Origin of the sequence: Mesorhizobium argentiipisi (SeqCode) (genome assembly GCF_037179585.1) — a bacterium.
Classification (GTDB): Bacteria; Pseudomonadota; Alphaproteobacteria; order Rhizobiales; family Rhizobiaceae; genus Mesorhizobium; species Mesorhizobium argentiipisi.
This window is the reverse complement of the sequence record NZ_JAPYKO010000003.1, coordinates 348,937-367,339: the sequence shown is the minus strand read 5'-3', so window position 1 is coordinate 367,339 and position 18,403 is coordinate 348,937. Positions and strand designations below refer to the sequence as shown.

The 18,403-nt window shown below is 60.1% G+C and carries 11 protein-coding genes and 1 pseudogene; 6 read left to right on the top strand and 6 right to left on the bottom strand.

Features of this window, described 5'->3' with window-relative positions:
• Positions 1–365 precede the first annotated feature (365 nt).
• The 5 genes from O7A05_RS07120 to doeB all read right to left on the bottom strand — a co-directional run bounded on the left by O7A05_RS07120 (position 366) and on the right by doeB (position 9,817).
• Entirely contained in the window at positions 366–1,385 is a 1,020-nt protein-coding gene (locus O7A05_RS07120) for an IS110 family RNA-guided transposase (protein ID WP_337092271.1), read from the bottom strand.
• A 615-nt stretch (positions 1,386–2,000) separates the two neighbouring features.
• Positions 2,001–5,471, bottom strand: a complete 3,471-nt coding sequence (gene pyc / locus O7A05_RS07115; protein WP_337092270.1) for a pyruvate carboxylase — start codon at positions 5,469–5,471, stop codon at positions 2,001–2,003.
• Positions 5,472–5,935: 464 nt separating this feature from the next.
• Complete coding sequence (locus O7A05_RS07110) at positions 5,936–7,033, bottom strand: phosphotransferase enzyme family protein (RefSeq protein ID WP_337092269.1); 1,098 nt, start codon at positions 7,031–7,033, stop codon at positions 5,936–5,938.
• 14 nt (positions 7,034–7,047) lie between these two features.
• Positions 7,048–8,454, bottom strand: coding sequence for an aspartate aminotransferase family protein (locus O7A05_RS07105; protein ID WP_337092268.1), 1,407 nt, complete (start codon positions 8,452–8,454; stop codon positions 7,048–7,050).
• Between the two features lie 358 nt (positions 8,455–8,812).
• Positions 8,813–9,817, bottom strand: a complete 1,005-nt coding sequence (gene doeB / locus O7A05_RS07100; protein WP_337092267.1) for a N(2)-acetyl-L-2,4-diaminobutanoate deacetylase DoeB — start codon at positions 9,815–9,817, stop codon at positions 8,813–8,815.
• A 724-nt stretch (positions 9,818–10,541) separates the two neighbouring features.
• Between doeB and O7A05_RS07095 the strand changes: the two genes are divergently transcribed.
• From O7A05_RS07095 to O7A05_RS07070, 6 genes and pseudogenes are all read left to right on the top strand, one after another.
• Positions 10,542–11,660: a branched-chain amino acid ABC transporter substrate-binding protein gene (locus tag O7A05_RS07095; RefSeq protein ID WP_337092266.1), complete on the top strand. Its 1,119-nt coding sequence runs from the start codon at positions 10,542–10,544 to the stop codon at positions 11,658–11,660.
• A 321-nt stretch (positions 11,661–11,981) separates the two neighbouring features.
• Entirely contained in the window at positions 11,982–12,884 is a 903-nt protein-coding gene (locus tag O7A05_RS07090; protein WP_337092265.1) for a branched-chain amino acid ABC transporter permease, read from the top strand.
• A gap of 5 nt (positions 12,885–12,889) precedes the next feature.
• The gene (gene livM / locus O7A05_RS07085; RefSeq protein WP_337092263.1) at positions 12,890–14,281 is read left to right on the top strand and encodes a high-affinity branched-chain amino acid ABC transporter permease LivM; all 1,392 of its coding nucleotides are present in this window, start codon (positions 12,890–12,892) and stop codon (positions 14,279–14,281) included.
• Positions 14,281–15,432: pseudogene (locus tag O7A05_RS07080) on the top strand (ABC transporter ATP-binding protein); the annotation flags it as partial. The gene livM and the pseudogene O7A05_RS07080, both read left to right, overlap by 1 nt.
• Before the next feature lie 23 nt (positions 15,433–15,455).
• The gene (locus O7A05_RS07075) at positions 15,456–16,184 is read left to right on the top strand and encodes an ABC transporter ATP-binding protein (protein WP_337092446.1); all 729 of its coding nucleotides are present in this window, start codon (positions 15,456–15,458) and stop codon (positions 16,182–16,184) included.
• A 15-nt stretch (positions 16,185–16,199) separates the two neighbouring features.
• Entirely contained in the window at positions 16,200–16,547 is a 348-nt protein-coding gene (locus tag O7A05_RS07070; protein ID WP_337092445.1) for a DUF6867 family protein, read from the top strand.
• 461 nt (positions 16,548–17,008) lie between these two features.
• Here O7A05_RS07070 and O7A05_RS07065 read toward each other — a convergent pair whose 3' ends face one another.
• Entirely contained in the window at positions 17,009–18,118 is a 1,110-nt protein-coding gene (locus O7A05_RS07065) for an IS110 family RNA-guided transposase (protein WP_320305371.1), read from the bottom strand.
• Positions 18,119–18,403: the final 285 nt, after the last annotated feature.

Below are 18,403 nucleotides of genomic sequence, written 5' to 3'. Positions count from 1 at the left end.
ACGAATCACACGGTCATTGTCGCGTCTGGCCTTTCGTACCCAGCCGCTTCCGTCTTACCGACCTTTACCGATCAGCCGATCATTCAGCGGCATCGATACTGTCTATTCCGTAAGACCGTCGTCTAATAGCGAGATTTGCAAGCGCCTTTTTAGGTGTGAGAGGCTGTTTACCGAGAGCATGGTCGTCTACGCGGTCGACATGGGTCGCCGCATTATGGTGCTTCGCGGGACGGTCCTTCCAATGTATGAATGTATGTCTCGCACGCGCCGAGCAAACTCGTGGTGCAACGGTCTTAACGGAATGGACCAGCCTCGGTCCCGGCGGGGACGCCTCTTCACGCCATGGGCGTTACAGAGCTCGAGAGTTAGGTGGCTATCGCTCCGTTGAAGAGCTCACCGGAGCGAAGCATCGCATGCATGATGACGGCGAGTTTGCGGGCGACAGCGACTGCGGAGCGTTTGAAGCCAATCTTCTCGCGTAGTTTTATACCCCATCTACGCAAATCGCTGTCGGCCCGGCTGCGGGTCAGGATCACCACCGCCGCTTCATAGAGAAGCGAACGGACATGGGTGTCTCCACGTCGGGAGATATGGCCGTCATAGTCTACTTCGCCTGACTGATAGCGCCGCGTCGTCAACCCCAGCCATGCGCCCACGGAGCGCGATCGCTTGAAGTTCGCGGGATCCTCGACGGCAGTTAGGTAGGCAGTAGCTGTGATCGCGCCAACGCCGGGGATCGACATCAGCAACTGACATTGCTGGTTTCTACGTGCTTCGGCGAGGAGCTGCTTCCCCAACCTAGCCGCCTGGAGGCGCAGGCTGCGCCACGGTTCGAGTAAGGGCAGGATTATCCTCGAGAGGCCGGCCTTGTCGGCCAGGAGGGAGCGAACATGCACCTCAAACTTGCCACCCATACTGCACGGAACGATAAGGCCGAACGTTTTCATCAATCCCCGAATCTGGTTCGCAACGTCCAGTGTCGTTCGCATGAGTTTCGTGCGAGCCGCGACCAATGTCCGAGAAAGCATGCTGTCGAAGGCCTTTACTCGGACTTCGCGGAAGAAACTGACCTCCGCCAGGTGCGCGAGCCCATCGGCGTTGTTGGCATCGGTTTTGTTGGCGGCCATGTCGAGCGCCGCCTTGGCATGACGGGCATCGACGCAAATGGCCGGCAGTCCCTCGGCGCGCAGTGCATGATAGAACCATACTGACAGAGGGCCTGTCTCGAACACCACGCGTTCTGCATTTGACGCTCGCATGCGGATAAGTTCGGCTATGGCGGCGGGATCAGAGGCGCACTTCCCGCGCCAGATCCGCTTGCCCGCGCGACGGATCGAAATTGCTGTCTCTTTCATTGACACGTCGAGACCGATATACTCTGTCATGGCTGTTCTCCATTGATGCTGGGCCCGGCGTCCAGTCGAGAGCCCGTATCTCATCATATCGGGGAGCAGCCACCTTCCAAGATCATGATCTGATCCGGAGGGGCCTCGTGCCCGCGATTACACCATGTATGTCCTTTCTGGTTGCCGGCTGTGAGGTGGTTCGCCCTACACTGGCAGTGTTGAAGCGAGGGTTGCTGGTCGAGCCTATCCTCATGCCAGGAGGACGAACCACCTCACAGCCGGCAACCAGAAAGGACATACAGTCTTACCTTCAAACGAATGCTGAAATTACTTCGCCGAGGCTGGATAGCTGGATATGACCCAACTTAAAATCATCCCGCTCTAGGTCGCTTGTTGGTCGGCACGCCCGCGCCGATCACTCCGAGTCGTAGTGGAGTTCGTGGAAGGCGGGGATGACGACGGAGATGTCTTTGTTGGCTTCACGTTCCATGAACTGCGCGGTCTCGGGCCCCGGCCTAGATAGGTGTGTTAGAGGTACCCTCTCGACGCGCCTACCCATGGAGGAAGGACACAGGGGCCTCTGCCGGCTGCGAGCCCGCCGGGATCGCAACCGACGTCCTACTGACAGCATCGAGAGCTTGAGAGCTTCCAGAGTCACGAGCGTGCAGCCTCAACTACAACGAGCAAATCCTTCGCATCGATCTGGTCGCCGGCCTTGACCAGCACCTCGGCGATCTCGCCGTCGCGTTCGGCATGCAGCGCGGTTTCCATCTTCATCGCCTCGATCGACAACAGCACGTCGCCCGCCTTGACCGCCTGGCCGGCAGCCACGGCAAGCGCCGAGACGACACCCGGCATCGGCGCGCCGACATGCGCCTCATTGCCGGGCTCGGCCTTGCGGCGCGCCTTGGCGGCGGATGCGCCATGCGCGCGGTCCGGCACCTTGATGCGGCGCGGCTGGCCGTTGAGCTCGAAGAAGACCGTGACCATGCCCTTGTCATCGACATCGCCGAACGCCTGGCAGCGAACCACCAGCGTCTTGCCCTTCTCGATGTCGAGGAAGATCTCGTCTTCCGACTTCATGCCGTAGAAATAAGTCGGCGTCGGCAGAACGCTGACCGGGCCGTAGGTTTCCTGCGCGGCGACGAAGTCGGAAAACACTTTCGGATACATCAGCCACGAGGCGAACTCGTACTCCGACAGCTTGCGCTCGAGCTTGTCCTCGATCTCCTTGCGGCTCTTCTCGAGGTCAGCCGGCTTCAGCAACGAACCAGGCCGCGCCGTGATCGGCTTGTCGCCTTTCAGTGCCTTCTTCTGCAGCACCCGCGGCCAACCGCCCGGGGACTGGCCGAGGTCGCCGCGCAGCATCGAGACGACCGAGTCCGGGAAGGCGATGTCGCGGGCCGGGTTCTCGACATCGGCAACGGTCAGGTCCTGGCTCACCATCATCAGCGCCATGTCGCCGACGACCTTCGAGGACGGCGTCACCTTGACGATGTCGCCGAACATCAGATTGACGTCATGATAGGTCTGCGCCACTTCGTGCCAGCGTGTCTCCAGCCCCAGCGAACGGGCCTGTTCCTTCAAATTGGTGAACTGCCCGCCGGGCATTTCGTGCAGGTAGACTTCCGAGGCCGGCCCTTTCAGGTCGCTCTCGAAGGCGGCGTACTGGTTGCGAACGGCTTCCCAGTAGAACGAGATCTTGCGGATCCATTGCGGGTCGAGGCCCGGATCGCGTTCGGTGCCCTTCAGCGCCTCGACGATCGAACCCAGACATGGCTGCGACGTGTTGCCGGAGAAGGCGTCCATCGCCGCGTCGATGGCGTCGACGCCGCTTTCCACCGCCGCCAGCACGGTTGCCGCCGACAGGCCCGATGTGTCGTGGGTGTGAAAATGGATCGGCAGATCGGTCGCCTCGCGCAGCGCCTTGAACAGCACGCGGGCGGCACTCGGCTTCAACAGGCCGGCCATGTCCTTGACCGCGATGATATGGGCGCCGGCTGCCTGCAATTCGCTGGCGAGCCCAACATAATATTTGAGGTCGTACTTGGCCCGCGCCGGATCGAGGATGTCGCCGGTATAGCACATCGCCGCTTCGATCAGCTTGCCCTCGGCGCCCACGGCGTCCATGGCGACGCGCATGTTCTCGACCCAGTTCAGGCAGTCGAAGACGCGGAACAGGTCGATACCGCCGCTTGCCGCCTGCTTGACGAAATGCTGCACGACATTGTCGGGATAATTGGTGTAGCCGACGCCGTTGGCGCCGCGCAGCAGCATCTGCAGCAACAGGTTGGGGGCTGCTTCCCGCACCAGCGACAGCCGCTCCCACGGATCCTCGGTGAGGAAGCGCATGGCGACGTCGAAAGTGGCGCCGCCCCAGCATTCGAGCGACAGAAGCTGCGGCAGGGCGCGCGCATAGGTGCCGGCGATCCCGGCAATGTCATGCGTGCGCACGCGGGTGGCGAGCAGCGACTGGTGGCCGTCGCGCATCGTCGTGTCGGTGACCAGCACTTCCTTCTGCTCACGCATCCAGGCGGCGAACTTCTCCGGCCCGAGCACGTCGAGCTTCTGCTTGCTGCCGCTCGGCACATTGCCGTTGAGATAGGGCACCACGGGCGGCGCCGCGTCGGCCTTTGGCGTCGGCCGCCCGCGCGTCTCGGGATGACCGTTGACGCTGACGTCGGCCAGATAGTTGAGCAGCTTGGTGGCGCGGTCCTGGCGCTTGACCTGCTGGAACAGCTCCGGCGTCGTGTCGATGAACCTCGTCGTATAGGAATTGTCGGCGAAGCTTGGATGATTGATGATCGCTTCGAGGAAGGTGAGGTTGGTGGCGACGCCGCGGATGCGGAACTCGCGCAAGGCGCGGTTCATGCGGGCGATCGTCTCTGCCGGCGTCGGCGCCCAGGCCGTGACCTTCTCCAGCAGCGGATCGTAGAAGCGGGTGATGACCGCGCCGGAATAGGCCGTGCCGCCGTCGAGGCGGATGCCGAAGCCGGTGGCGCCGCGATAGGCGGTGATGCGGCCGTAGTCCGGAATGAAATTATGTTCGGGGTCTTCGGTGGTGATGCGGCACTGCAAGGCATGGCCGTTCAGCCGGATGTCCCTTTGCGCCGGCACGCCCGATTCCGGCGTGCCTATGGCGAAGCCGTCGAGGATATGGATCTGCGCCTTCACGATGTCGATGCCGGTCACCATCTCGGTGACGGTGTGCTCGACCTGGATGCGCGGATTGACCTCGATGAAGTAGAACTTGCCGGTATCGGCGTCCTGCAGGAATTCGACGGTGCCGGCGCCGATATAGCTGGTCTCGCGCGCGATCTTCAGCGCGTAGCCGCAAAGCTCCTGGCGCAGGTCCTCGCTGAGATAGGGCGCCGGCGCCCGCTCGACGACCTTCTGGTTGCGGCGCTGGATCGAGCAGTCGCGCTCGAACAGGTGCACGGCATTGCCGTGTGTGTCGCCAAGCACCTGCACTTCGACATGGCGAGCGCGCTCGATCAGCTTTTCGAGATAGACCTCGTCCTTGCCGAAGGCGGCTTTCGCCTCGCGCTTGCCTTCCATGACCTCGCGAGCGAGATCGGCCTCGGAACGAATGGCGCGCATGCCACGGCCACCGCCACCCCACGAAGCCTTCAGCATGACTGGATAACCGACCGTCTTGGCGAGCTCCTTGACAGCCTCCAAATCATCCGGCAACGGATCGGTGGCCGGCACCACGGGCACGCCGACCTCGATGGCGAGATTGCGCGCCGCGACCTTGTTGCCCAGCCGGCGCATCGTATCGGGCTTCGGGCCGATGAAGGTGATGCCTGCTTGCGCGCAGGCCTCGGCGAATTCGGGGCTTTCCGACAGCAGTCCGTAGCCGGGGTGGATGGCATCGGCGCCCGAAAGCCTGGCGACGCGAATCACCTCCTCGATCGACAGATAGCTCTCGATCGGCCCCATGTCCTTGCTGAGATGCGGTCCGCGCCCGACCTGGTAACTTTCATCGGCCTTGAAGCGGTGCAGCGAATATTTGTCCTCCTCGGCCCAGATCGCCACGGTTTTGAGGCCGAGCTCATTGGCCGCGCGAAAGACGCGGATGGCGATTTCGGACCGGTTGGCGACGAGGATCTTTGAGATCGGCATTCGACTTCTCCAAAGGATGCGGGTCAAGATGCCGTCTGCGTGGTCAGTGCAGGCATCGAGCATGGATTGAGCTGCTTGTGCATGCGATTCAGAGCGCCAAAAGAACTGACATGCGCTGACTTTGCGACGTCGGTTCCCATTGACCAACGGCAAAAGCACGTTGCGAACGCTGCTGAGGGCGATCATGTGCTCGGGCACCTAGCCGCGCCGGCTCACAGTCGCCTCCGCTTGTCGGGTCGTTTCGCGAGCGGCGTGGAATGTAGTTTCGCAAAGAAGCGTTGGCTTGGACTGCAAGCAGCAGGCTATCGCCTGGACCGACTTTCCCTGCACCAACGACAACCCGCGTATCTTTGTATCTTTGCCATCGCTTCCACGACCAACATCCGAAACACAAATGCCTCCGATCAAACCGGAGGCACTTTGAAGCCCCCCACTTTAAGGGGCCCGTTTGGACGAAAATCCCCTCAAATGGGTGCTCTTTCTGTCAAAACTGGCAAATGATCCCTGGCGCGGAATCGCGCAACGACGTCATCCAGTGGTACTGCCATGGCCCGCTCTAGGTTCGCCCAGTAATACTCGGCACTAGCGAGTAGCTCCTCGCTCTGGTCAGGTGCGCGCTCTGCCTTCCAGTACCTGATCAACGCGAGCATGGTGAGCCGCGCGAGGGCCGCAACTGGCAAAAGTGGAAGTTCTGACTCGTTTATCGGCCGGCTCTGCTCGTACCCGGAGACAAAGGCAAAGGCATCCTGCCACGGGTGTTCCTGAGCCCGGCCGATCAAGTGCGCGACCGTATTGGCAGGGTCAAAAATCACCGCGCTATGGACAGTGTCACCAAAGTCAAGGATGGCCGCCACGAAGTCATCGCTGTCCAGGTCCACTACAACATTGTTGGGAGCGTAGTCACCGTGGATCACTTGCATTTGAAGACTGGACAGCCTAGGCAGCACGATTTCTTCGAAGAGCCTGAAGACCCGCTGAGCCAGCGCCCGGTGCCGGGGGTTTGGCGCGTACTCAACAAGTCCCGACCAATGGGGAAAGTGCCTGATGTCGTAAACTAAGCTGCGCGCGGCAGCTGGATGCTCAAATGATCGCAGCGCAACGTTTGTTCGTCCGAGCATGTCTCCCACTTTGGTCAACTGCTCAACGTTGGCATCCATTTGCTCCCATAACTGCCCTTCGACAAAGCAGAAGACGCTAAGCGTCCGATAGGTGCCATCGCCCAAGTCGATTGGAACGCTATCTCTTTGATCAAGGGTAGGCTTGATCCGCTGGATCGGCAAGGCGTTAGCGGCATCATCAAGATAACGCATCGCCGCAATCTGCAACGCCGTAACTGATTCAGGCTCGTCAGATGGCGACACCTTTACGAGATATTCACTGCCATCAGATTTCAGCCTAAACGTGTGGCCCTTTTCACTGCCCAATCGCTCAAACTGTCCGCTGAGTCCATAGTGACTCGCAAGCGTGTTTTTCAACAGCGAGGGATCGATCGGATGGGTTGATGAGAGCAGGCTGCTCTCCTCCAGGAGTCGTTGCAAGACAGCGTCGAGTGATTTGCTCATGTTATTAAAGCCTTCTAAAGCAGCTGTTTCGCTACCATGGCGAAGGTCTCAAGGAATCGAGACACATCGGCCGCTGTAAAAGCGACTGGGGGACGAACTTTCAACACGTTACCCGCGGGCCCGGTTCGGCTGATCAGAACTCGACGATCACGAAGATCTTTGATGATGCTTTCGCAACGAATGGCATCGGGCTCGAGCGTCTCTCTGTCCTTGACGATCTCGACACCAAGGTAAAGTCCGCTTCCCCGGATCTCCGAAACGTAAGGAGAATTCCGAGTTAGCGTTCCAAGCCCTGCCAGCAAGGTCGCTCCGTTCATTGCGACGCGTTCACGCACATTATCTTGTTCGAATACATCGAGCACTGCAGACGCCGCGGCTACCGAAAGCGATCGGCCGCCCAGTGTGTTGAAGTAGCTGACCTTCTGTCCGAACTCATCAGATACTTCCGGGCGGAAGGCGACGCCGGAGATAGGAAAACCGTTCCCAATTGCCTTGCCCATCGTGACGATATCTGGAACCACGCCGTGTCGGCTGAATCCCCACATCGAATCTCCAAGCTGAGCGAACCCCGATTGAACCTCGTCAGCAATGTGGAGGCCGCCCGCGGCATGGACCTCCTCGACCATTGCCTGCATAAAGCCCACAGGATGGGTAAAAATGCCATCGGAGGTGAAAGCGGAATCGGCGATCAAGGCTGCCAGCCTGTAACCGTGCCGATTGAGGTCATGAATCGCGAAGCGCACCTGGTCCCGCATCAAATTCTCAAGTGATTGTCCAGATGCGCAGAGCCTAGGGTCAGGAGCGGCAATAAGTCGGACGTTTGGTCCGAGTGGGGAACCTGCGCCCAGCATTGGGGAAAAACTTGCAACTTCACGAGTACGACCGTGAAATGCCCATCGAGTAACTATGATACCCTCTCCGCCCGTATGGAATCTAGCGACCCGAACGGCGAGATCATTCGCTTCGGATCCAGTGCAGGGCAAACTTAGCTTCGACAACTCAGCGGGTAATGTTGCAAGTAGTCGCTCAGCATACGCCACCAGTGCCTCTTGGGGATAGCGTGTATCAGTGTTGACTGTGGCGATCTGGCGAGACACGGCGTCTGCAACATGCCTGTGCGAATGGCCGACGCCCTGAACGTTGTTAAATGCGTCGAGATAATCATTGCCTTCGCTGTCTACCAGGTGGGCGCCAAAACCCGAGACAAACTCAACCGGAATGGTTTCTGAAAACTGGTAGCCAGGCCCGAGTACGGTATTCCGGCGTCGGATAATATCCTGGAGTCGCTCTGGCAGGTCGCTGACACCACTCGCGTCGATCAGCTTGGGGTGGCGCCCTATCATCTCAGCCCACCAGTGAATGAGCGAAGAAAACCACCAGAGCTTTCGCTGGGTCAGCTTCCATCCGGCGAATAAGAACAACACTTCGCATAATGGTGGCGGGGTCAACCTCTACGCGAGGTGTTGCAATCGGTACGTTAACTGCTGGCAAAAAACATGCGTTCATTCGGAATGTCCTACCGCCTACAATCAGTGCCCTGTCCTCAATCGGCAGTAGACAGCCCGCGGCCACGGGCGTCCAATTCAGTTTGCAGATTGTTGTCTTCTAGCGACGAGATGACGGCCTGCGGAGCCAGAGCAGCCCCTGAACCGGCAGAGCGAACGGGCCGTGAGGCGTCGATCTCGGCTTGTCAACGCTTCCGACCAGTCGGCGCGCATGGCAGCGCTGCATCCGCTCTATGGGCTGGTCGCAGATCATCTGCTCTCGGCAGACGGTTCTTCACGGCGAAAGAAGATCCGCGATCAATATTACAAAGTCGCCAGATTTTACTAACCCTGGAAAATGCCTGCCTAGTACGATGCCAGATCGACGCGATAAGATTTCAACTGGGTCCAAGCCGGTGCGGCCAATCGGCCAAATGCGGGCGACAGCGTCATCTTTCGCAACGCAGTCCCCAAGGTCAACGCAGAACTCGATGAGACCCGCATCTTCAGCGAAAGTGAAGCAATCTTGGTCCGGCATGTCCACCCACTGCGTGGCCTGCGGTTGCATGGTACCGTTTGAAATTCCCGCTGCTATTAATACATTGCGCAGCCCCCGCTTGGTGCGACCGACACTGGCAGCAGTTGCTGTTCCGCCCCCTCCAAGTTCAGGGCTTACAAACACTTTACCGAGTTCTTCTGCTGCGGTATCGTAGAGACCAACTGTATCAATTTCGAGCATTTTAACCGAGTAGGGTGCCCCGAAAGCTTCAACCAGCCTAAATGCTTCTGCTTGTTGCACCTTATCGGGGACAATGTGAGCCGCCGAAAAAGGCAAGAATTCCATAGTCTTACCTCCTGCATGGCAATCAACAACAACATCGGCGATAGGCAGTAGAACACGCTGGAAATAGTCAGCTATCTTTTCTGTGACCGTTCCATCCGGGCGCCCAGGAAACGTCCGATTAAGATTACGAAGATCAATCGGAGATGTTCGCGTTCCTGATTTAAGTGCGGGATAATTCATGCCAGGAATGATGATTACACGCCCCGAAATTTCGTCCGGCTTTAGGCTGTGCGCCAAGTCAAAGAGCGCAATTGGCCCTTCATACTCATCTCCATGGTTCCCACCTGTAAAAAGTGCTGTTGGTCCAGGTCCGTTGCGTACCACCGTGATCGGGATCATCACAAATCCCCATGCAGAGTCATCCCTGCTATAGGGCAGCCGAAGGAAGCCGTGATGAGAGCCATCGGCGTCGAAATCTACTGTGGAAGTAATAGGCGATGGCGGTAAATTGTTCATACCGTGTTCTTCCTAAATGACAGCAATTTTGGCAACGCCGGCACACAGCCATCCACGGTAGCAAAAGGCACCAGCGCGCAGCTGAAAGGTGGCCCGGTTCGATCGCGAGCGTCAAATGCTGTTTTAAGATACGAACCATCTGCCATTCAGATGGCTTTTGTCGTCGGCACCAGCGAATTTTGGATGGCGGGTACAGGCTTTTCATAACCGGCCAGCCCTTACGCAGCATGCTGACGAAAATCTAGCGCTACTCGAGCAGTTGGCGGGTGGGCCCTTGTGACGAGACCCGCAAAGGCGCGGTACTCCAGCCGTCCTGCCCGGTTCCTCCAATCACGAAATTTCATCCCGGTGCCACGTGCAAACAAGAGCAGAAAGCAATCTGAATGCTAGATGGGTCAGATCTAAAAACGACGTTTGACGCTTCCGTTCGTTCCGGGGAGTTTCTCAGCCTATCTCTTTGGTATCAAGGCAGGGGGAATGGAATCCGAAAGGTAAAGAAGGGCGAAATTCTCAGTTTGACTTGGGAGGAGTGCGATCAGCTTTTGCAGGACGAGCGCTGCTTTGAAAGCCGCCGTATCGAAGTGGCAGGGCCAACGAGCCGCGGATGCTGTTCAAGAAATGAAGTCCGCCCCCCGGACGATAAGATTTTTCATGCTTTCTGCGAGAAGAGTGGGCATCGCATGAAGGTATTTTCCAGGCCCACTCCGCAAATGGGAGCGATGCAATGAATAAATCATTCTTATCCGCCGTGGCTCTAACCGCACTCGTTGGCTTCAGCAATAGTGCGCGCGCTGACATCTTGATCGGTGTCGCCGGCCCAATCACCGGTCCGGGCGCATCCTTCGGGGCGCAGTTGCAGAAGGGTGCGGAACAGGCGGCCGCTGACATCAACGCGGCGGGCGGCATCGACGGCCAGAAGATCAAACTTGAAATCGGCGACGACGTTTCCGACCCCAAGCAAGGGGTCTCAGTTGCGAACAAGTTCGTCGCTGACGGTGTTAGGTACGTTATCGGCCATTTCAATTCGGGTGTGTCCATCCCGGCATCAGAGGTCTACGCAGAGAACGGTATCCTCATGGTCACTCCGTCGTCGACCAACCCTAAGCTAACGGAGCGCGGTCTATGGAACACATTCCGCGTCTGCAGCCGCGATGACCAGCAGGGTAAGTTGGCCGGCGACTATATTGCCAAGAACTTCAAGGACGCCAAGATCGCCATAATTAACGACAAGACACCTTACGGGCAGGGGCTTGCCGACGAGACCAAGAGAAACCTGAACGCCAATGGCGTCAGGGAAGTCATGTTTGAAGGCGTGAACGTCGGCGACAAAGACTTTTCGGCCCTCATCGCCAAGATGAAGGAAAATGGTGCCACCCTGGTCTACTATGGCGGTGTGTATACCGAAGCCGGTTTGATCATGCGCCAGCTGGCCGACCAGGGCCTGAAGGCGATTTTCATGTCGGGCGACGGCATCGTGTCGAGCGAGCTCGCCTCGATCGCGGGCGACGCGGTCAATGGCACACTGATGACGTTCGCTCCCGATCCGCGCAAGAACCCCGCCGCGAAGGAAGTCGTAGCGAAGTTCCGCTCTGCGGGTTTCGAGCCTGAAGCCTACACGCTCTACGCCTATGCCGCTTTGCAGATCGTTGCCGCAGCTGCCAACAAGGCCGGGTCGGCTGACGATGCGAATAAGGTGGCAGAGATGATCAAGGCCGGAGGGCCGTGGAAGACGGTTATTGGCGAGATCGGCTACGACTCCAAGGGCGACATCACCCGTCCAGACTATACCATCTACGAGTGGAGGAAGGGCGATGATGGCAAGTACAGCTACTTCGAGAAATAAGCCGGAAGGCGAATAACTTTGGGATTGCCATGTGCCGGCATCCTGTAAATTGACGCATCGATGCCGGCTAGTTTTGCACAATAGCACTTTCACCCTAAAGGCTGCATTTCTCAGCTTCGGAGTGATCGCCCGTTCGACGCCGGGTCGGCGGCGCGCAGAGGCGATACGATGAAAGTTGGATCGTGGCCAAACAAGAGTGCTCAAATCGGTAGGTGGGCTCCCGTCGGTCGATGCTGATTTGGCATCGGCTAGGTGGAGAAACCGGAAAATACGAAAAGGAATGCGTCCACAAAGGCGACATTCCAGGGGAGCCGCATAAATATGCAGTACTTCGTCCAGCAGCTTATCAACGGGCTGACGCTGGGATCTATCTATGGGCTGATCGCGATCGGCTATACGATGGTCTACGGCATCATCGGCATGATCAATTTCGCCCATGGCGACATCTTCATGGTCGGCGCCTTCACCGCGCTCATCGTCTTCCTGATCCTCGGCGCGATGTTTTACTCGGTGCCGGTCGTGGTGGCGCTTCTGATCATGATGATCGTGGCGATGCTGTTGACCGGCCTCTACAATTGGACGATCGAGAAGGTGGCCTACCGGCCGCTGCGCGGTTCGTTCCGGCTGGCGCCGCTGATCACCGCCATTGGCATGTCGATCGCGCTCTCCAACTTCGTGCAGGTCACGCAAGGTCCGCGCAACAAACCGATCCCGCCGCTGGTCAGCCAGGTCTACACCATCGACGGCATCAGCGTCTCGCTGAAGCAGATCATCATCGTGATCGTCACCATCGCGCTGCTGGCGATCTTCTGGTACCTCGTCAACCGAACCGCGCTCGGGCGGGCGCAGCGCGCCTGCGAGCAGGACCGCAAGATGGCGGCGCTGCTCGGCATCGACGTCGACCGCACCATCTCCATCACCTTCATCATGGGCGCGGCCCTTGCCGCCGTCGCGGGCACGCTGTTCCTGATGTATTACGGCGTCGTGGTGTTCTCGGACGGCTTCGTGCCGGGCGTGAAAGCCTTCACGGCGGCCGTTCTTGGCGGCATCGGCTCGTTGCCCGGCGCCGTGCTCGGCGGATTGCTCATCGGCTTCATCGAGAGCATGTGGTCGGCCTATTTCTCGATCGACTACAAGGACGTCGCCGCGTTCTCGATCTTGGCGATCGTGCTCATCTTCCTGCCCTCCGGCATCCTCGGCCGGCCTGAAGTCGAAAAGGTCTGATCCTCATGGCCGTTACCGTGTCCTCGGAGCGCGACGCCGTCGCCACTCCCATGCAGCGCGCTGTTCGCGAAGCGCTCTATGCAGGCGCCATTTCGCTTGGCCTGTTCGTGCTGTTCATCGGCCTCAGGACAGACCAGAATATCAGCAACGAACTGATCCTGGTGCAGCGCTGGGGCTTGCTGGCTATCGTGGTCATTGCCGTCGCCCTGGGTCGCTTTGTCTACGTGGCGTATGCGATTCCGGCGATGGAGCGGTCGAAGGCCGAGAAGGCGACGGCGCCCGCCGTCGTTGCCGAACCTGGGTTCCTGAAGCGGAACTTCAACAGGATCGGCCTTGTCGTCCTGCTGCTCTATCCAATCGCGATGGTGCTGCTGTTCGGCTTCCAGGGCTCGCTCAAATGGGTCGACAATTTCGGTATTCAGATCCTGATCTATGTGATGCTGGCCTGGGGCCTGAACATCGTCATCGGGCTCGCCGGTCTGCTCGATCTCGGCTACGTCGCCTTCTATGCCGTCGGCGCCTATGCTTACGCCTTGCTCGGCACGCATTTCGGCCTGTCCTTCTGGATCCTTTTGCCTGCCGCGGGCTGCATGGCCGCCTTCTGGGGCGTCATGCTCGGCTTCCCGGTTCTGAGGTTGCGCGGCGATTATCTGGCCATCGTGACCCTTGCCTTCGGGGAGATCATCCGCCTTGTGCTTATCAACTGGCGCGAGGTGACCAACGGCTCCGCCGGTATCTCGGGCATTCCGAAGGTCTCGTTCTTCGGGTTGATGTCGTTCAACGTCTCGGACCCTAACTACATCGCCAAGGTTCTGCACATTGCCCAATCAGGGGCCTACTACAAGATCTTCCTCTACTATCTCGCCCTGGCGCTCTGCCTGCTCACCGCCTTCGTCACCATAAGGCTTCGCCGCCTGCCGGTGGGACGCGCCTGGGAAGCGTTGCGCGAAGACGAGATCGCCTGCCGGTCTCTCGGCATCAACACCACAACCACCAAGCTGACGGCCTTCGCTACGGGCGCCATGTTCGGCGGCTTCGCCGGTTCGTTCTTCGCCGCACGGCAGGGCTTCGTCAGTCCGGAATCCTTCGTCTTCCTCGAATCGGCGATCATCCTTGCCATCGTCGTCCTCGGCGGCATGGGTTCGCTGGGCGGCATTGCCGTGGCGGCGCTGGTCATGATCGGGGGCACCGAGATCCTGCGCGAGCTCGACTTCCTCAAGGCCGTGTTCGGGCCAGACTTCACTCCTGAACTCTACCGCATGCTGCTGTTCGGCATGGCCATGGTCATCGTCATGCTGTGGAAGCCGCGCGGCTTCGTTAGCAGTCGAGAACCGACAGCCTTCCTGAAAGAGCGAAGAGCGGTCTCAGCGTCCTTCACCAAGGAGGGGCACGGCTGATGAACGCGCAAGCTTCCGCAAACGATATCATCCTGCAGGTCGAACATCTTTCCATGAAGTTCGGAGGCCTGGTCGCTATCGGCGACCTGTCCTTCACCGCCAGGCGCGGCGAAATCACCGCGCTGATCGGCCCCAACGGCGCCGGCAAGACGACGGTGTTCAACTGCATCACCGGCTTCTACAAGCCGTCGGAAGGCATGCTGACGATGAACCGGCGCGACGGCTCGACCTACCTGCTCGAGCGCCTGCCCAACCACGAGATCCCGGCGCGCGCCAAGGTGGCGCGCACCTTCCAGAACATCCGGCTGTTCTCGGGCATGACGCTGCTGGAGAACCTGCTCGTCGCCCAGCACAACAAGCTGATGAAGGCGTCGGGCTACACCTTTCTTGGCCTGTTCGGCTTCCCGAGCTATCGCCAGGCGTCCGCCGAGTCGATCGACCTCGCCAGGCACTGGCTGGAAAAGGCCGACCTTATCGAGCGCGCCGACGATCCCGCCGGCGATCTGCCCTATGGCGCGCAGCGGCGCCTGGAAATCGCGCGCGCCATGTGCACGGGGCCGGAGCTTTTGTGCCTGGACGAGCCGGCTGCCGGCCTCAACCCAAAGGAATCGGCCGCTCTCAACGACCTGCTGATGGACATCAAGAACAATACCGGCACGTCGATCCTGCTTATCGAGCACGACATGTCGGTGGTCATGCAGATTTCCGATCACGTCGTGGTGCTCGAATACGGCCGCAAGATTTCCGACGGCAATCCGCAGTCGGTCCGTACGGATCCGCGCGTCATTGCCGCCTATCTTGGCGTCGACGACGAAGAGGTCGAGACGGTGCTTAGCGAAGTCGGCGACGAGGATGTCATCGAGCAGCTCGATACGGGTCCCGACTCCACGCATGGCCCCGGCAACTCCGCTTCGATGATGGCGGGGCCGGTTTCCGACAGTGTCGAACATGCGGACGAGGGCGAGCGGGTCACCGTGTCCAAGGGCGCGTCGAAAGCGGCGCAGGTCGACGCGCGCGCCGCCTCGATCGCCAGCAAGCCGGCAGCCAAGCCGACAGCGAAAGCAGCCCCTAAAAAGCCGGCCGCCACGGCTTCGGCCGCGGAAGCCGGCAGCGCTTCGAAGGGCAAGGAAACCGCGGCCAAGCCCACATCGGCCAAGCCTGGAGGGCGCAAGTGATGGCCGGCACAACGCTGCTCGACATCAAGGGAGTCGAGACCTACTACGGCAACATCCGGGCGCTCAACGGCGTCGATGTCAGCGTCAGCCAGGGTGAGATCGTGGCGCTGATCGGCGCCAACGGCGCCGGCAAGTCGACGCTGATGATGACCATCTTCGGGGCGCCGCGCGCCCGCACCGGCACCATCACCTTCGCCGGCACAGACATCACCCAGATGCCGACGCACGAGATTGCGCGCCTCCGCATCGCCCAGTCGCCGGAAGGACGCCGCATCTTCCCGCGCATGACGGTGATGGAAAACCTGCAGATGGGCGCCAGCCTCGACAACCTCCAGCACTATGCCGAGGACGTCGAGAAGGTGTTCGCGCTGTTCCCGCGGCTCAAGGAGCGCATCGCCCAGCGCGGCGGCACGCTGTCAGGCGGCGAGCAGCAGATGCTGTCGATCGGGCGCGCGTTGATGGCGCGGCCGAAGCTTTTGCTGCTCGACGAGCCCTCGCTGGGCTTGGCGCCCTTGATCGTCAAGCAGATCTTCGACGCCATCCGCGAGCTCAACAAGACGCAGGGGCTGACCGTGTTCCTGGTCGAGCAGAACGCCTTCGGCGCGCTTAAGCTCGCCACGCGCGGCTATGTCATGGTCAACGGCAATGTAACGATGAGCGGCACCGGCAAGGAACTGCTCGCCAATCCGGAAGTGCGCGCAGCCTATCTCGAAGGCGGACATCACTGAGATCGGGGGAGATCAATCATGGGTATTCTCTACGAAGAAGCCTCGATCTGGCAGTTCCTGTTCGTCACCTGCCTGCTCGGCGGCTGGGCGGCGTGGATGACCGGCAAGGCCGCCGCTCAGACCTGGAGCAGCCACTTGCAGCTGTTCTTCTACATGCTCGGCCTCGGCGTCGGCGTCAGGTTCATCCATCACGCGCTGTTCGACGAAACGATGTTCTCGCTGGATTACTATATCGTCGACACCATCGTGCTGATGATATTGGGCTTCCTCGGCTATCAATACACGCGTACCAACCAAATGGTGACACAGTACAACTGGCTCTATGAAAGAGCGTCGCTTTTGAGCTGGAAGCTGAAGGCTTAACGTTCATGATTTAGCCTTCAAGGCAAACTCACGATTTTGGTTGGAATGATAACGTCGCCGGCGGTTCGGATTCCCTTCAAGACCACCAATGGCAGTACGGCTTTCCGCCCTCGGCGGCTCGGGTCGATCGCGTAGGCACCCGTACACCGGCAGTGCCGTCGAAACGCTAGTCTCTCATGTTCCCTGTCAAGCAGAGGGCGAGAGGAGATCGGCTGCTTGGCAGGTTTTGCGAAGCAGTCGGATCGTGAAGCTGCACAGGGCTGGGGGTGGAGCTCAGAGACGACGGTTGATCAGACTCTCATCCGCGGGTTGGGTACCGGCCTTCCGTGTCTTCGTCTCGGGGCTGTCCTCGGTCTAGAGGGCGGGCGTCGGGCGCATCGGCTCGGCCACATAACTAGCGACGGGAGTTCCCCACCGTGGCCCCACCCCCAGCACTGCGCAGCAGGTTGGGTCGAGACCGGCTATGACGGCGCGACCTCACGGCCGATGGCCCACAAGAAGGCGGCCATCTCGCGTGCGATCGCAGCCACGACCACCGGCGGCTTCTTGCCGGCGGCGCTGAGGCGACGATAGCGGGCGCAGAGCCGCACTTGCCCCTTCCAGGCAATATCGCGGACAGCCTTGGGCAGCCCCTCAAGCCGGGCCCTCAGGGCCTCGCTGACCCTGGCAGGATAGCGATAAGTCCATGCTGCTTCGACCAGGGCGCGGCGGGCGCGTCGATTGCCGGCGAGCGTAAGGCTCGACCGGCGAACCGTGTCACCGGTCGAGCGCTCCCCCGGGACGAGGCCGAGAAAGGCCATCAACTGCGGCGGCGTATCGAAGCGACGCACATCCCCAATCTCGGCCGCGAAGATCACTGCGACCAGGAACGAAGCGCCGCGCATGGCCTGATAGGCCTCGACGACCCGCGCCATGGACCAGGTTGGCACGACGGCGCGCAACTGCTCGTCCAGGCGGTGTAGTCGCTGAGCCGCGTCCTCGATCGCGTCGATCTTCTCCTGGAACACGATCTGCTGCGCGGTATGCTCGAAGCTCTGGCGGGCAAGCCAGCGCCGGTGCGCCAACGTCCAATGACCGCCGTTCTCGTAGATCCGCCCGTGGCGCAGGAGGAAGGAAAGTAGCTGCTGGCGTTTGCGGCGCAGGTCGTCGGCTGCGGCTTCGCGGGCTCGCACCAAGTCGCGGACAGCTTCGTGGACCACGTCCGGCACCCATACCCCGATCAGCTCGCCCGCCCGATGCAGCCGCGCCAGCGTGACCGCGTCCCGCCGGTTGGTCTTGACGCGCTCGCCCGGCCGCTTCGGGATCAGGGCCGGCGCAACCACCATGCAGTCGTGACCAAGATCGCGGACCTGCCGGCACAACCCATAACCCGTCGGCCCGGCCTCGAAGCAGACGTGCAGTCGATCATACTTTTTTCCCAGCTTCTTGATCGTCCGCGCTATCGCCGCAGGACTATTCTCGACCTCGCCGACAAACCGGACCTCGCCGTTGCGGCCGCCCTCCGCGATCGCAACCGCGTGCTTCTTCTTGGCTACATCAAACGCAACAAATGCTTCGCTATACTCTCCCATGGCTCGCCCTCCGTGCGTGAGGATCGGCTCGGCCCATCCGAGCAACCCTCGTCTTTTAATCGCACGAAAGGGCGGGCCACCGATCTCAGCCCCGGAACATGACGTCTAGATGTTGGTTGACGTCTGCATCGCATCATGAAGACGGCTCAAGTCGAGGCCATCTATCCGATGGAATTCGAGACGTTCGTGGAGGTCATCGAACACCTTCCACATTCCCTTGAGGAGGTCTTAGATTAGCAGGCCGTTGAAGAAGTCAGGATCTTTCGCAAACGAAGCCTGAATCGT